Annotated in this window: 14 protein-coding genes; 7 read left to right on the top strand and 7 right to left on the bottom strand. The window is 57.3% G+C overall.

Annotated elements, in window-relative coordinates:
* Window positions 1–340: hypothetical protein (locus IOB61_RS11640; protein ID WP_290816769.1), on the bottom strand; the 340-nt coding region annotated here is incomplete at its 3' end.
* A 46-nt stretch (window positions 341–386) separates the two neighbouring features.
* Complete coding sequence (locus IOB61_RS11645; protein WP_290816771.1) at window positions 387–1,361, bottom strand: LysR family transcriptional regulator; 975 nt, start codon at window positions 1,359–1,361, stop codon at window positions 387–389.
* A 96-nt stretch (window positions 1,362–1,457) separates the two neighbouring features.
* On the opposite strand from IOB61_RS11645, the gene IOB61_RS11650 reads away from it, so the two are divergent.
* The gene (locus tag IOB61_RS11650) at window positions 1,458–2,441 is read left to right on the top strand and encodes a sodium-dependent bicarbonate transport family permease (protein WP_290816772.1); all 984 of its coding nucleotides are present in this window, start codon (window positions 1,458–1,460) and stop codon (window positions 2,439–2,441) included.
* A 389-nt stretch (window positions 2,442–2,830) separates the two neighbouring features.
* On the opposite strand, the gene IOB61_RS11655 is transcribed toward IOB61_RS11650, so the two are convergent.
* Window positions 2,831–3,364, bottom strand: coding sequence for a GNAT family N-acetyltransferase (locus tag IOB61_RS11655; RefSeq protein ID WP_290816774.1), 534 nt, complete (start codon window positions 3,362–3,364; stop codon window positions 2,831–2,833).
* Window positions 3,355–4,935: a lysine--tRNA ligase gene (locus IOB61_RS11660; protein WP_290816776.1), complete on the bottom strand. Its 1,581-nt coding sequence runs from the start codon at window positions 4,933–4,935 to the stop codon at window positions 3,355–3,357. Before IOB61_RS11660 ends, IOB61_RS11655 begins: the two co-directional genes overlap by 10 nt.
* Before the next feature lie 184 nt (window positions 4,936–5,119).
* Between IOB61_RS11660 and IOB61_RS11665 the strand changes: the two genes are divergently transcribed.
* Both IOB61_RS11665 and IOB61_RS11670 read left to right on the top strand, forming a co-directional pair.
* Window positions 5,120–5,536, top strand: coding sequence for an SRPBCC family protein (locus IOB61_RS11665; protein WP_290816777.1), 417 nt, complete (start codon window positions 5,120–5,122; stop codon window positions 5,534–5,536).
* 25 nt (window positions 5,537–5,561) lie between these two features.
* Entirely contained in the window at window positions 5,562–5,969 is a 408-nt protein-coding gene (locus tag IOB61_RS11670; RefSeq protein ID WP_290816780.1) for a MarR family transcriptional regulator, read from the top strand.
* Here IOB61_RS11670 and IOB61_RS11675 read toward each other — a convergent pair.
* Window positions 5,962–6,993 (bottom strand): amidohydrolase family protein, encoded by a 1,032-nt coding sequence (locus IOB61_RS11675; RefSeq protein WP_290816783.1) that lies wholly within the window; start codon window positions 6,991–6,993, stop codon window positions 5,962–5,964. The two genes, IOB61_RS11670 and IOB61_RS11675, sit on opposite strands and share 8 nt — an antisense overlap.
* Before the next feature lie 404 nt (window positions 6,994–7,397).
* Between IOB61_RS11675 and IOB61_RS11680 the strand changes: the two genes are divergently transcribed.
* From IOB61_RS11680 to IOB61_RS11695, 4 genes are all read left to right on the top strand, one after another.
* On the top strand, window positions 7,398–8,552 hold the full coding sequence (locus IOB61_RS11680) for a TRAP transporter substrate-binding protein (protein WP_290816785.1): 1,155 nt from the start codon (window positions 7,398–7,400) through the stop codon (window positions 8,550–8,552).
* Entirely contained in the window at window positions 8,549–9,241 is a 693-nt protein-coding gene (locus tag IOB61_RS11685) for a TRAP transporter small permease subunit (RefSeq protein ID WP_290816788.1), read from the top strand. Before IOB61_RS11680 ends, IOB61_RS11685 begins: the two co-directional genes overlap by 4 nt.
* Window positions 9,242–9,243: 2 nt before the next feature.
* On the top strand, window positions 9,244–10,821 hold the full coding sequence (locus IOB61_RS11690) for a TRAP transporter large permease subunit (RefSeq protein WP_290816791.1): 1,578 nt from the start codon (window positions 9,244–9,246) through the stop codon (window positions 10,819–10,821).
* A gap of 150 nt (window positions 10,822–10,971) precedes the next feature.
* Window positions 10,972–12,285, top strand: a complete 1,314-nt coding sequence (locus tag IOB61_RS11695; protein WP_290816794.1) for an NAD(P)/FAD-dependent oxidoreductase — start codon at window positions 10,972–10,974, stop codon at window positions 12,283–12,285.
* Window positions 12,286–12,749: 464 nt separating this feature from the next.
* Here IOB61_RS11695 and IOB61_RS16855 read toward each other — a convergent pair whose 3' ends face one another.
* Together IOB61_RS16855 and IOB61_RS11700 are read right to left on the bottom strand one after the other, a co-directional pair.
* Complete coding sequence (locus IOB61_RS16855; protein WP_367272846.1) at window positions 12,750–13,307, bottom strand: GNAT family N-acetyltransferase; 558 nt, start codon at window positions 13,305–13,307, stop codon at window positions 12,750–12,752.
* A 148-nt stretch (window positions 13,308–13,455) separates the two neighbouring features.
* Window positions 13,456–14,709: a DUF6596 domain-containing protein gene (locus tag IOB61_RS11700; RefSeq protein WP_290816796.1), complete on the bottom strand. Its 1,254-nt coding sequence runs from the start codon at window positions 14,707–14,709 to the stop codon at window positions 13,456–13,458.

Genomic DNA, 14,709 nt, shown 5'->3' on the forward strand with positions numbered 1-14,709 from the left:
AGTGTCCGTTTTCTTCGAAAACGGATCGCTTGCGACGCAGCGAAGCTGCGCACTTGACTATCCAGATGTCGCAGAAACAATTTCGTTTGCGGTTTCGTGGGCCGGAAGGGTCACCAAACCGCTTCAAAGCTTTCTGAAACACCCCTTCACTGGCTTCGCCAGAGCTTCCCCGCGAGCGGGGAAGCGGCATGTGGCAATAGCTGGGACATGCCGCTTCCCCATTCATGGGGAAGCTGGCCGCGAAGCGGACTGAAGGGGGAGTTTCCATCTGGACCCATTTTGGTGAAAACCCTGTTTCACCAAAATGGATCATCAAACCGCTTCCAAGTTTTTGTGACACACCCCTTCACCCGCCATGACACCATCACCCGTGCAAAGCCAATTCCTCAAAACGCTTTCGCGGCGTCTTTGCGTTCGGCCATGCGGGCTTCGATGAAGTGGGCGAGGGCTTGGGCTGCGGGGCTTTGGCGGGAAGGCTCAAGCAAGCACATGTCGGCGGCTTCCAAGGGCGGCCAATCGCCCAAAACATCGATGCCGTCTTGAATAAGCCCGCGCGGCATCACCGCATAGCCAAGACCGGCCCGCACAGCCGCCGCACATCCTGCATGAGAGGGGCTGGTAAAGGCACTTGTCCAAGGCGCTTTAGCGCGGTCCAAAGCTGCCAGTGCGCGCTCGCGGTATACACAGGCTGAAGGCGACAAGACCAAGGGCAAGGGCCGAGCGCGCTTGTCAAAAACAGCCCTTGCTTCCTCAAACGCTTTGGGCAGGGCGTCACTCGACGGGCCAACCCAGACCAATTCTTCCCGCCAGATCGCACGCGCCCCTGGATGAACGCGTTCGGTTGATTGTTTGATCAGCACAAGGTCATGCAAGCCTGCCTCAAACTCATCAATCAAGGTCCGCGTCAGCGCACATGATACATGCAGCATCACTTGTGGGTGCGCATTCATGAAGGCGGCCAGAACGTCGGGCAAATGGGCGGTTGTGAAATCCTCGGGCGAGCCAAACCGCACCTCGCCCGCAATCTCTTGTGAGCGAAAACGCGCCAACATCGCATCGGCCGAAGCAATCATGTCCCGCGCATAGCCCAGAAGCTTTTCGCCATCTTGGGTGAGCCGAACATTGCGGGTATCGCGCTCAATCAATTGGCGGTCGAAGATTTCTTCGAGCTTCTTGATTTGGCCCGACACAGCCGATTGCGACCGGCCCACCAGGATACCGGTCCGCGAGAAACTGCGGGTATCAGCCAGCGTTACAAAGGTGCGCAAAAAGGCGGTATCGACGTCATACATGGCTTCCCTCATGCGACGCTGGCTGCGCGCCGTCAACGTCAGTTCCGGTGACGGAGGCCATCTGGCCACGGTTTTTCCGATAAATCTAATCAGCTTTTCAGGTTTCTCGTTTGTTGAGCAACCCCCTATGCAGCGGCCCCGCACCCCCCGGGACAGGAGCCAAACATGCCAGTGGAAGTCTTGCTTGAAAACCTCGTATCGCCGATCACGTTGGCATTTTTGCTGGGCATGATCGCCACTTTGATCAAGTCGGATTTGGAAATCCCCGAAGCCGTCATCAAGATTTTTGCGATATTTCTGTTGTTTTCGATTGGTCTGCAAGGCGGGCAAGAGCTTGCCAGCGTGGCCTTTAAGGACATTGCCAATGGCCTTGGGGTAACTGCCGCCCTGATCTTCCTTTTACCCCTGATGGCGTTTTTGGTTGCCAAATTCGTTCTGCGCTTTGACACGCCCAATGCGGCAGGCGTTGCGGCCCTCTATGGCTCAGTCTCCTCGGTGACCTTCGTGGTCGCCCGCACCTATGCTGAGAGCAAGGGCACGCCGATGGACGGCTATGTGACGGGGCTTGTCGCCCTGATGGAACTCGCGATTTTGGTCGCCCTGTTTTACGGCCGCTTTGCCATGAGCCGCTCTAATGGTGATCCGGGCAAGCTGACCGAGATTTTGATGGAGACCCTGCGCGGGCGCGGCCTTGTCTTATTGGGTGGCGGCCTTCTGATCGGTGGCCTGATTGGCGAGAAGAATTTCACCAAGATCGAGCCTTTCTTTGTCGATCTGTTCCGGGGAGTTTTGGTCCTGTTCCTGCTGGAAATGGGCATGACGGCGGCCCGTCACTTAAAGGAATTTGCCAAAGTGGGCCCGGCTATGGCGGTATTTGGCGTGGTGATGCCGATGGTGCATGGGGCGCTCGCCTCCGGCCTTGCAACCTGGGCAGGCCTGCCCTTGGGCTCAGCCTTTGTTATCGGGGCGGTTGCAGCTTCTGCCTCTTACATTGATGCGCCCGCCGCCGTGCGCGCCACCTTTCCGACCGCAAATCCTGCCATCTACCTTACCTCCTCACTCGGCATCACCTTCCCCTTCATGCTGATCATCGGCGTGCCGACAGTGTATCAGATGGCGGTCCTGTGGCGTGGCGTGTTGGGGGGTTAAGGGTAGATGGGGGTTCCCAACAAGGTCATCCCCGCCGGAACGAAGTGGAGAGCGGGGACCCCGTGGGGCTTTGCGGATCAAGGTCCCCGATTGGCTGACGCCATCGGGGATGACATCGTTTGGGTCTGGGGATGCCCAGCGTCAAATCGCAAAGTTTCTCCCACCCCCCTAGACAGATGCGTCAAACTAAGGCGCTATGGGGGTCCCATTAGCAACTGAAAGGAGGTGATCCTATGTCTCATTGTCTGCGCCTGAGTGAAATGTCTGTCAGGATCCCTTCGGAGGCGAACGCTTAGCGATTAGAAGCGTTTCTTCGAATTGAGACTGGGCCGTTTCACCGGTCTGGCAATGGAAAGGTCGCTGGGCAACCAGCGACCTTTCTTGTTTGTCTAAAGCGCTTTGCCCATGATCTTAAGGGGGATGACGGCGCCATTTTTGGCATGCTTCTCAATCACTTCGATCAGCTCATAGCCGCAGCGGCGATAGAGCGGCTCTCCCGCCAAAGTGGCCCCCATTTGTGCACTTTTAAAGCCTTCAGCACGGGCAGCAGCCTCGCCCGCATCAATAATCATTTGGCCAATACCACGGCGCACATGCTCTGGATGGGTATACATGGCGCGAATTCGGGCAGGTTCGGTTGCGGGGTCTAGCAAGCGGTTATCGCGCCCTGCACTGTGATCGCCGCCATAGAGCGTTCCGCGCCGGCTCCAGCCGCCACAGCCGACGATTTTGCCGTCCTCTTCCTGAACGACAAAATAGGTGCCGTCCTCGATCAACTGGGTGTCGATCCCCATGGTCTCATGACTACCCTCAACTTGTTCGGGCGTCAGAAAATCATTCATCAATTGCCCGATCGCCAAGGCCATCAAGGCCTTCATTTCGGGCATATCAGCAAAGGTCGCGACACGCAGTTTTAAGACCATGCAGCCAGCCTTTCCTCAATCAGAGCCATGGTTTCTGTCACGCCAAACAAGGCGACAAAGCCGCCAAAGCGAGGGCCTTGTTCCTGGCCGAGCAAAACTTCATAGAGCGCTTTGAACCAGTCACGCAGGTTTTCAAACTGGTGGGTCTTGCCGACATCAAACACCATATTCTGGATTTCATCGCCGTCGCGCATATCAGGCCCCATAGCCTCAAGGCGGGCTTTGAGGTCCAAGATGGCGGCACGCTCTGCCTCCGTCGGTGCACGGAACTTCTTGGTCGGCTGAATGAAGTCGCGATAATAGGCTAAGGCAAAGCCTGCGAGTTGATCCAGCAAGGGCTGTTCGGCGGGTGTCGCGTCTGGCGCATAGCGCTTGATAAAGCCCCACAGCACCTCTTTGGTTTCTGCATTGGCGGCTGAGACCAGATTGAGGAGCAGCGCAAAGCTGATGGGCGAGCCAGAGTGCGGCGGCTGGCCATTATGAATATGCCAGACCGGGTTTTCGAGCTGCTTGGCAGGCTCTTCCCGCTGAAAGGCATCGAGAAACTGGACATATTCGTCCACTGCGCGGGGAATGACGTCGAAATAGAGCTTCTTGGCCGCCCGCGGCTTTTGGAAGTTATACAAAGACAGGCTTTCGGGCGGCGCATAGGTCAACCATTGCTCGACCGAGATACCATTGCCTTTGGACTTACTAATCTTCTCGCCATTTTGGTCGAGGAAGAGTTCATAGCAATATTGCAAGGGTGGCTCTGCGCCCAAGATGCGGCAGATTTTGGAATAGATCGGGCCATTGGTCTGATGGTCCTTACCATACATCTCAAAGTCGACACCTAGGGCTGCCCAACGCATGCCAAAGTCTGGCTTCCATTGCATTTTGACATGCCCGCCCGTGACGGGGAGCGTGATATCTGTGCCATCTTCATCGGCAAAGGTGACCGTGCCTGCTTTGGCGTCCGTGGCCTTCATCGGCACATAAAGGACGCGGCCCGTGGTGGGCGAGATGGGCAGGAAAGGGCTGTACGTGGCGCGCCGCTCTTCGCCCAAAGTCGGCAACATGACGCCCATAATCTCGTCAAACTTTTCAAGCGCACGCAAAAGCGTCGCATCAAAAGCGCCGGAACGATAAAGCTCGGTCGCAGACTTGAACTGATAGTCAAAGCCGAAACTGTCGAGGAAGCCGCGCAGGCGGGCATTATTGTGCTGGGCAAAGCCTTCATGGGTGCCAAATGGGTCGGGCACATCGGTCAAAGGCTTTTGCAGAAAGGGCTCTAAGGCGGCTGGATTAGGCACATTATCAGGCACTTTGCGCATGCCATCCATATCGTCGCTGACACAGATTAATTGGGTTTCTATCGTGCCATTGGTCAGCGCGATAAAGGCTTGGCGCACCATGGTTGTGCGCACCACTTCGCCAAAAGTGCCGATATGGGGAAGCCCCGACGGGCCATAACCAGTTTCGAAAATGACGGGTCCTTGCTTGCCGATTTTCTTGACCCGGTCCAACAGCAAACGGGCTTGTTCAAAAGGCCAAGCCTTGGCTTCAATTGCCAAAAGTGCACGGTTCGCCATTCACGTCTCATTCTTTACTTGGAGTGGGAGGTTGTTGCCACGCCTTGTGGCGGAATCACGCCGTGAGGTCAAATCCCAGCCCTGCCCCTGCCCGCACAAAGCGCTGCTTTGGATGCCCGCTTGACAGGCCTAACCCGTAGGTTTATTTGTAAATGTGTTTATTAATAGCGGCGGAGCGCCAGCCATGATCACCCATGAAGTTTTGATCCAAGCCAAACCCGAAACCGTGTTTGCCCTCTATCAAGACGTTCGCAATTGGCCGCAGTGGGATGAAGAAGTTCTCGAGGTTTCTCTGCCGGAGGGATTGACCCCCAATACCCGGGGTTGGCTTAAGCCCCGCTCAGGGCCAAAAGCGCAGATTAAGGTGGTCTCTGTAACCCAACCAACTCAATTTCGTGTAGAATCAGGTCTGCCCGGTTGCACCATGGGCTTTGACCATCACCTCGAAGCGACCACTCTGGGGACACGCGTAACCCACGGGGTTTACTTCAAAGGCCCAACAAGCTTTCTGTTCAAAAGATTGATTGGTCCGTCGCTCCGTCGCGGCCTGCCTGTGACCTTGCAAGGTCTCAAAAATCTTGCCGAGGCCGCCGGACCCTAAATACGCACGAAGGGGAGATTGCTGCTTGGATTGGGCGAAACTTTCGGACTTTACCGGCCCTCAGGCCAGTCCGGGCTTTCAATATTGGGTACGCTTTATGGCGTGGCAGCGCGGCCTCAATCATATCTTGCGTCCATTATCGCTCACCCAGCCGCAATTTGCGCTCTTGGCCACCATCGGGTGGAAAACCCAAGACGGCAGTAATCTATCGCAACAACAATTGGCCGACTTCTTGCGCCTCGACCGGATGCTGGTATCCCAGATCATCAGCCGTTTGGACCGGGATGGGCTTGTGACGCGCAAACTCGCCGCAGACGACCGTCGCCGGAAGGGAGTGCGGCTGACAGAGCTGGGCCTAGACAAGGTCAAACAGGCCCTGCCCTTGGTTGAAGGGTTCGATAAGGCCTTCTTTTCAACCAGCCAGCCTACTTAGCCCCCATGGCGCGATGTTTGGCGCGCGTGGCCTCGTCCAGACGTAAGAAGCGGGCCGCATTATTATAGAGGATATCGCGCTTTTGCTGCGCGCTTAAGAAGGGTGCGTCCTCAATCACTTTGATGGCGACTTCAATGGTTTCCGGCCATACCATTTGGTCAGAACCAAACATGATGCGCTCACCAAAGCCAGCCTCAACCAAGGCCTGCAAATAGCGATAAAAGGCTGGTCGAGGCTGGGTGTAAACAATCACGCCTGTATCGAGATAGACTTGAGGGTGCGCATACATCAGGGCCAGCGTGTCATCCAACATGGGATAGCCCGCATGCATCACATTGATGCGCAGCTTTGGGTGCTTCACCAGCACATCTTCCAACAAAAGCGGGCTGCTTAAACGCGCGCGATAGCCAGAGCCCGGCATATAGGCGACCCCTGGAGGGCCCGGGCCCACATGTAATGCCACGGGCAAATCATTGGCCTCTGCCGCCGCCCAAATAGGCTCCATCCTCGGATCATTGGGCGCAATGCCGATATATTGGGTGCCAAGCTCGCCAATCATGGTGATGATGCCAGCCGCTTTAGCTTCGGCAAATTCCTTGGTTAAATTACCCTTTGGCGGAAGTTCGGGCAAAAGCCCATTCATGATCCGGTCTGGGGCGGCAGCCTTCCACACTTTCAAGCGCGCATATTTGTCGCTGACGACGCCGAAAATATTGCGACGATTCATAATCTCCAAGGTCTTGGTGCGGATCTCATCATCGGTCATGGGCGACCAGATCGGATTGGCGCACTTTGGATTTTTGAACCAAGCCATCAGGAAGGTTTCATAATCGGTGGTCTGATCCCAAGCTGGCATCGGGTCCATGGGGCTACACATCGCCAAAGGGGCTGGACCCTGCTCATTGGCGGCAGAGGCATGCAGATGCATGTCAATAATCGGCTCCTGCGCATGGGCGATGGGCGCGGTGGTGACAATCAGGCCTGAAATCAAACAGGCGACGAACCAATTCAAACACGTCTTCACGTCAAACCATCCAATCAAACACACCAACTCTGGATTATTGGAAGGCTAGCCAGCGGGAATGGCTTTGACAAACAAAATCAGACCCAAGAATAAGATTTATTCAGTAGGCTGATGGTTTTGCCTTTAGATCCGTCACCGCTGTTGCCCCCCGCCTGATTTCCAAGACCAATGCTTCGCCTGCCGCCGGCGCGGACAGATAAGTGCCCCGATCCGACTTTTAGCTTCATTTGACCCATGCCTAACGCAAAATTGACCGCGGAACCGTCTGTAGTCATGCTAACGCGGTTAACGACGGTTGGAAAATCACGCGCGGATGGCGCAGTCGGGTGGACAGAGGCGATCTTGGGCACCTTGATCGACCTTGCCATAACCCGTTGAGGGCCAGTTTAGGGGAAGTGCACAGGATGGATCGGAGAACTCTGGTAACTGCGGTTGCGATTGGCACGTTGTCTGGTGCGGGAGCAGGCATTGCGGCAGCACGTGTGGCTGGTGCCGGTGCAGGCGTCGGTGCACAGGGCCAAGCGGCCACTCAAAGCGCTGTGGCCGGGGCCGTTAGGCTGAATATGGTCACCTCTTGGCCCAAAGGCATGCCGGGTTTGGGCATGAGCGCGGAGCGCATTGCACAGCGTGCCCTTGCCCTATCAGGCGGCACTTTAGACATCAAAGTCTATGCGGCAGGCGAATTGGTCGGCGCCTTTGAAGTATTTGACGCCGTGGCCACGGGTTCGGCCGATCTTTATCATTCCGCCGATTATTATTGGCAGGGCAAGAATGCTGCCTATCCCTTCTTTACCGCTGTGCCCTTTGGCATGACGGCGATGGAGCAAATGGGTTGGCTAGATCATGGTGGCGGCCAAGCACTGTGGGAAGAATTAGCCGCAGGCTTTGGCATTGTACCGATGGCAGCGGCCAATACATGCCATCAGGCAGGCGGCTGGTTCAAGCGTGAAATCAAAAGCCTGGCCGACCTAAAGGGCCTAAAAATGCGTATTCCCGGCATTGGCGGGGAGATGATCCGCCGCTTGGGTGGCGCAGCCGTTGCCATGCCCGGCGGCGAAATCTATCAGGCCTTGCAATCGGGCGTGATCGACGCGGCAGAGTTCGTAGGGCCTTGGAACGACATCGGCTTGGGCTTTTATCGCGAGGCCCCCTATTATTACGCCCCTGGCCTGCATGAACCCGGCGCGATTTTGGCGGTCGGGGTCAATAAGGGTAAGTTTGATAAATTATCCAAGGTGCATCAGGAAATTCTGCGGGCAGCTTGCCGCGAAAGCTATGCCATTTCCGTCGGCGAATTCACCTATCAGAATGGGGTGGCGATGGAAGCGATGAAAGCCCAATATGGGGTAACTTTGCGTCGCTTGCCCGATGACGTTATCAAGGAAGCCGCCAAAATTGCCCAAGTCATGTGGGCCGAAGCCGGGGCAGCAGACCCCTTGGCAGGCCGCATCTATCAAAGCTGGCTAAAGGCCTATCGTGCCATGCGGCCTTGGAGTGAAGAGGCCGAAGGCATTTATCTGGCAGAGCGGCAGCGCACCCTAAGCTTGGGTGCCCCATGAGCCCGCAACTACTCGGTGAGCCTTTGGGGGCCATTGCCGTCATTATTCTCGGCGGTTTAGCGCCATTCCTTCTAACCCCGCTGGGGGTTGTGATCTGGGGTGAGCGTATCGCAGGCGTCCAGCGCACCTTGAACGCGATCGCAGAGGATATTGCCTTTTGGCTCGGCAAGTTCGCCCAAGCTTGCTTATTGGTGTTGGCCTTTGGCATGCTCAGCACCGTGCTGTTGCGCTATATTTTTGGCGAAAGCTTCACCCGCCTCAATGAAACAGTGATGTATGCGCACGCGCTTGGGTTTTTGATGGCGGCCCCCGCTGCCTTGATCACCAATGCCCATGTCCGCGTGGATGTGGTTTATGAACATGTGAGCGAACGCACCAAGGCTGCGCTCGATCTGATTGGGTTCTGCGTGCTTTTGGCACCGGTAATGGTGCTGCTGCTGATCTATAGCGGCCCTGTGGTAGAGCTTGCCTGGCGCATTGGCGAAAAAAGCCCTGAAACAGACGGTCTACCCTTTGTCTATCTGTTGAAAACGGCCATGCCGCTCTTTGCGGTCACCATGCTGATGGCTGGTGTGGCCCATGCTGGACGGGCTGCCTTGCGCTGGCGCGGGTTGGAAGGCTCAGAAGCCCCGCCCGCCGCACCACAAACGCCCACCCCCCAATCCCCAACCGAACCTGTAGGATCATAAAGATGGACCTGCATGGCATTTTAGACATCGCAATGTTCCTGTCCCTCATCGTGGTGTTGATGATGGGCTATCCGGTTGCCTTCACCTTGGCTGGTGTTGCCTTGGTTTTTGGCCTGTTGGGCATGGCCGTGGGTGTGTTTCAACCCTCCTATTTTGCCGCCTTTCCCCAACGCGTGTTCGGCACAATGGGGAATGCCACGCTGACGGCTGTGCCCCTCTTTGTTTTAATGGGCGTTATCCTAGAGCGTTCCCGGATCGCCGAAGACCTATTGACCACGATGGGCGATTTGTTTGGCCGGTTTCGGGGTGGGCTTTTATATTCCACCACCCTTGTAGGCGCCCTTCTGGCAGCCTCGACAGGGGTGGTTGGGGCCACTGTTGTCACCATGGGGCTGTTGGCTTTGCCGGCCATGTTGGCGCGCGGCTATGATGTGAAGATCGCGACGGGCTCAATCGCCGCCGCTGGCACTTTGGGTCAAATCATCCCGCCCTCGATCGTGCTGATCCTATTGGGCGATGTGATTGGCAATGCGAACCAGCGTGCCCAGCTTGAAATGGGCAAGTCGGGGGGCGAGGCTGTTTCGGTTGGCGATTTGTTTGCTGGCGCGATTATCCCGGGCCTTGTGCTGGTCGGGCTTTATTTGCTCTATCAAATCTTTATCGCGTGGAGTCAGCCGAAGGCGGCCCCGGCGGCAGGCGGGGATTACCCCAAGCTTTCGCGCGTGGTTCAAGCCCTGCTTGCGCCCCTATTGCTGATCTTGGCTGTGTTAGGCTCTATCCTCGCGGGCATTGCAACCGCCACCGAAGGGGCAGCGGTGGGTGCTGCCGGGGCAGCCCTTTTGGCCGGTCAACGTATTGAGCAAGACGCAGGCAGGACACGCAGTACCCTAAGCCGGATCATTTTGGGCGGCGGTGCTGCGCTGGTCCTATTGGTGGCGTTCCGCTTGTTTATCGACATCCCAAGCCTAGCCGGGCAAGCCACTTTGCCGGGGCAGCTTGTCCTCTTCATCTCGATTGCCCTCAGCCTCGTGACGGGAGCAGGTGTGATCGCAGGGCTTTGGGCGCTGCATGGGGCCAAGTCTCTCGCCCCCGCATTGAAATCCACCGCCGACATCAATGCCATGGTGTTTACAATCCTAATTGGGGCTGCGCTCTTCACCTTGGTATTCCGCGGCCTAGGCGGTGATGAATGGGTTGCCGGCATGCTTGAGGCCGTCCCCGGCGGCTTAACAGGGGCACTTTTGTTTACCTTCGCGGTGATGTTCCTGTTGGGCTTTTTCTTGGACTTCATCGAGATTTGCTTTGTCGTCGTGCCCTTGGTCGCCGTGCCTTTGATCGTGATGGGGGCAGACCCTGTTTGGTTGGCCGTGATGATGGCCATGGTGTTACAGACTTCGTTTTTAACCCCGCCATTTGGCTTTGCGCTCTTCTATCTGCGCGGGGTGGCCCCACCGGGTGTGAGAACCGTCGACATTTATCGCGGTGTCGTGCCCTTTATTGGCTTGCAGCTTGTCGCTGTCGGTTTGATTTGGCTGATGCCGGGCTTGGCTACATGGTTGCCCAATCTGCTTTACCGCTAAACGCCCAAAAACTGGCTTTATTACCCCTGTGACTGTTCATCTCGTGGCCAGCCGCGAACGCGTGGCGCGGCTGGCAAGTTCTGGCTTGAGTCCGCCGTCCGTTCACTGATAAGGCCAAAGGGCGCAATGTGGCGGTCGCAGGGGAATCGAGTGGGTCAGAAAAAGACACAAATTGTGGTCGTCGGCGGGGGTGCTGGCGGCCTCGAACTCGTTCGCTTGCTCGGCTCTCGCTATGGCCGCAAGGCCCATGACATCATTCTGATCGACCGCAACTTAACCCATGTGTGGAAGCCCTTGCTGCATGAAGTGGCGGCTGGTTCCCTTGACGCCAATCTCGATGAAGTGGGCTATGGCGGCCATGCCGTGCGCTGGGGCTATCGGTTCTTTAACGGCAGTCTTGAAAGCATTGACCGGGTCGGCCGCACCGTCACCACCGCGCCATTGCTGGACGAGCGCGGTGAAGAGATTATTGGCAGGCATACGATCCGTTATGATTATCTAGTCCTGGCCATGGGCGGCATTTCAAACGACTTTGGCGTGCCGGGCGTGCGCGAACATGCCATGTTTCTGGAAGACCGCCCACAGGCCGACCGCTTCCGCCAAAAGCTTCTGAACGCCTGCCTGCGCACCAACCACGCCCATCAGACCGGCGATACCGAAGCGGCTGTGCGCATTTGTATCGTAGGGGGCGGTGCTACGGGGGTAGAGCTTGCGGCCGAACTTTATAGTGCCGCCAAAGCCCTGCGCCATTATGGCCTCGAAGTATTTGATGAATCCAAGCTCGAAGTGTCGCTGATTGAGGCAGGCCCCCGTATCCTGCCCGCGCTCGATGAAAAGCTTGCGGAAAGCGCCAAGCATGAGCTCGAAAAACTGGGTGTCAAAGTGCTGGATAATACCCAGGTGGTGCGTCTGGCGAAAAACGAAGTCCATACCAGCGCCGGGGCGGTCATTGAGGCCAATCTGATTGTGTGGGCTGCCGGGGTTAAGGGCGCCGACGAGATCCGCACCATGGGCGACCTAGAACTCACGCGGGGCAATCAAGTCGTCGTGCGCCCTACCCTGCAGACCAGCTTAGACGACCGCATTTATGCGCTGGGGGATTGTGCGTCCTGCATGCTGCCGGGTCGCGACCGCCCGATCCCGCCGCGCGCCCAATCCGCTCACCAAATGGCCGCCCAAGTCTTCCATAATTTGGTCCGCGCCCAAGCAGGCCAACCACAGCAGGATTTTGTCTATCACGACCATGGGTCGCTCGTGTCACTCAGCCGCTTTTCTACCGTGGGCAGCCTGATGGGCAATCTGGTGGGCGGCCGGATGCGCGTGGAAGGCTGGGTCGCCCGCATGGTCTATCAGTCGCTCTACCGCATGCACCTCATCGCCATCCACGGCTGGTGGCGCGGCGTCACCCTGATCGTCATCGGCCACGTCAACCACATCATCCGGCCCAAGTTTAAGCTGCATTAGGGGGATTCGAACTCCCCTCTCCCTCTGGGAGAGGGGGCGGGGGTGAGGGCTTCTCTTCCGCAAATTTATGTGTCGGAAGCCAAGCGCTCAAATAGGCGAATTACTGCCTGCTTTTCGCAAGGGTGCCTCCCTCTACCCGTCGCCCGATAAGTCGACCGCTCAATGGCTCCTTTGGCCGCAAGTTCTGGCTTTTTCTATCTAGATCGCCTTTGCCGCAGGCTATGCCTCCGCAAAGGCTCAAGTCGAGTTTGTGCGCGCAATCTGAGGTGTCAATGGGCGCGCTTCGCGCGTCGACGAAGTCGATCTTACCCATTGACACCTCAGATTGCGCAGAGACAATTGTCCGGCGGCTTCAAGGCAAGCGAAGTGCGGCCTTGAACCGTTCCGAGTCATTTGGCTGCTGCCAAGCATCGACGATCTCAGAAATTCCTTGGCCACGGTGCATCCCATTGATGGAATGGACGCTACGGCGGGGAGCGATTTGCTGACTTGGTGATGGCATATACGGCGCTCGGGCCTGCGGGCTCATCTATTTGTGGGCGAGCTTCCCAGTTGGTAAGTGTCGCCTCATATGAGAGGCCCGCTTTCTCTAAGACCCTAACTGACGCCATGTTGTCGGGGTGGCAAGTCGCCCATACCCGAAAAATCTGAGGCTGAGCGATAGCCCAATTTACAACTGCTGTGGCGACTTCCGTGCCAAATCCTTGACCCCAAGCCATCTCAGAAAAAATGTAGCCAAAGTCCGCCTTGGGTGGCGAAACACGCAGCTCGATGCACCCCAACAAATTCCCGGTCGATTTCGCGACGACGGCCCAAGGGAAGGCCGTACTCGCCCGCCAGCAATCAGCGCATCGCGCGGTAAACGCTTCTGTCGCCGACAAGCTTTCGTGCCGCCGAAAGTTCATATAATGGGTGGCAAGTGGGCTCCCAGCCCAGGCTTCAAATACAGCTAGAGCATCATTTTCTTGTATAGGACGCAACCGAAGTCGGTTCGTCTCGAAGTGCTCAGGCGGACGGATCATACGCTAAGGTTATCAGACGACCAGACGCAGAACAACCTAAAATCAGCTAAGGAGCATGAGGGGCGGTTAACGCTCAAGACCTCAAGACGTCTGCTTTCGCCTCCGCTCGCCCCCAAACCCAGCCCTTCGGCTTTCGACCAACGCCCCCTCACCCCTCCCGCTCGCGCAATAAAAACGCGCGCACCTGGGGGTTTTCGGTTAGGCCTATCGCGCGTTCCATCGCGACTGCTGCGGCAGTAACCTCGTCGCAAGCGCGATGGGCGGCAGCCAAGGTCACCCAAAAGGGTTGATAGCTGCTAACATCGCTGGCATCGAGGCTGGTGAGAACCTCAAGGGCAGAGCGGCCCTGCCCCATGGCTTGCAGGACGGCGGCATAGCTAACAAAGGCACCAATGCTTGGGCGATGGGTAAGCAGGAGTTCATGAAAAGATCGCAACGCCGCCCAATTGGTTGTGCCGGTGATGGGGGCTTGGACATGGATGGACTGGATGGCCGCTTCGATCTGAAATCGGCCGAGCCGGTTCAGCTTTGAGGCGCGGACGAGAAGGTCTTCGGCCTCGACGATCTTGGCGCGTTCCCACAAGCTCGCATCTTGATCCTTGAGGGGCACAAAGGCCCCATCCGGCCCCCAACGTGCAGCCTTGCGCGCATCGACATAGAGCATCAGCGCCAAAAGGCCCAAAGCTTCTGGCTCTTGCGGCATCAGGGACACGAGCACGCGGGCGAGAAAGATGGCCTCCTCAGCCAGCGACATGTTACAGTCATCAGAGCCTGCCACCGCGTCAAAGGACGTGCCGAACGCGGCATAGATCGCCGATAACACGTCTTCCAATCGCTCTGGCAAGGCGTCGAGGTCGGGGATTTTAAAGCCGATACCGGCAGCCTTAATCTTGGCTTTGGCGCGCACCAAGCGCTGGCCCATGGTGGTGGGTGAGACCAGAAAGGCAGAGGCAATCTGGGCGGCGTCGAGGCCAAGGATGGTCTGCAGCATCAAGGGGGTGCGGATGTCGTCTTGAATGGCCGGGTGGGCGCAGACAAACATCAAGGCCAAGCGTTGGTCTGGGATCGGCTCTTGGGCCGCTGAGGGGGCATCCATCCGACGTAAAATCTCATCCATACCGCGCGCTTTGACGGCCTCATGCCGATGGGCATTGATCAGGCGGTTGCGGGCTGTGGTCAAAAGCCACGCATCGGGATTGGCGGGAATACCGCGCGTGGGCCAGACCTTGAGGGCTGCAGCAAAGGCCTCTGACAAAGCATCTTCGCTGGCAGCCAAATCCCCATCGCGCGCGGCCAAAAGCGCAACAAGGCGACCATAGGAGGCGCGCGCCGCGCCAACCACCGTCTCGACAATTTTGTCCTTGCCGGGAACCGGGGCCGGCGTAACGCGCGCATCGCCCAT

This window comes from Aquidulcibacter sp., from assembly GCF_020253525.1.
Lineage (GTDB): Bacteria > Pseudomonadota > Alphaproteobacteria > Caulobacterales > Aquidulcibacteraceae > Aquidulcibacter.

Bases quoted from the DNA above. Each gene is read 5' to 3' on its own strand.
- IOB61_RS11685 (WP_290816788.1), top strand. From the start codon at position 8,549: ATGAGCCCGCAACTACTCGGTGAGCCTTTGGGGGCCATTGCCGTCATT.
- IOB61_RS11655 (WP_290816774.1), bottom strand. From the start codon at position 3,364: ATGGTCTTAAAACTGCGTGTCGCGACCTTTGCTGATATGCCCGAAATG.
- IOB61_RS11660 (WP_290816776.1), bottom strand. From the start codon at position 4,935: ATGGCGAACCGTGCACTTTTGGCAATTGAAGCCAAGGCTTGGCCTTTT.
- IOB61_RS11690 (WP_290816791.1), top strand. From the start codon at position 9,244: ATGGACCTGCATGGCATTTTAGACATCGCAATGTTCCTGTCCCTCATC.
- IOB61_RS11680 (WP_290816785.1), top strand. From the start codon at position 7,398: ATGGATCGGAGAACTCTGGTAACTGCGGTTGCGATTGGCACGTTGTCT.
- IOB61_RS11700 (WP_290816796.1), bottom strand. From the start codon at position 14,709: ATGGGCGATGCGCGCGTTACGCCGGCCCCGGTTCCCGGCAAGGACAAA.
- IOB61_RS11650 (WP_290816772.1), top strand. From the start codon at position 1,458: ATGCCAGTGGAAGTCTTGCTTGAAAACCTCGTATCGCCGATCACGTTG.
- IOB61_RS11665 (WP_290816777.1), top strand. From the start codon at position 5,120: ATGATCACCCATGAAGTTTTGATCCAAGCCAAACCCGAAACCGTGTTT.
- IOB61_RS16855 (WP_367272846.1), bottom strand. From the start codon at position 13,307: ATGATCCGTCCGCCTGAGCACTTCGAGACGAACCGACTTCGGTTGCGT.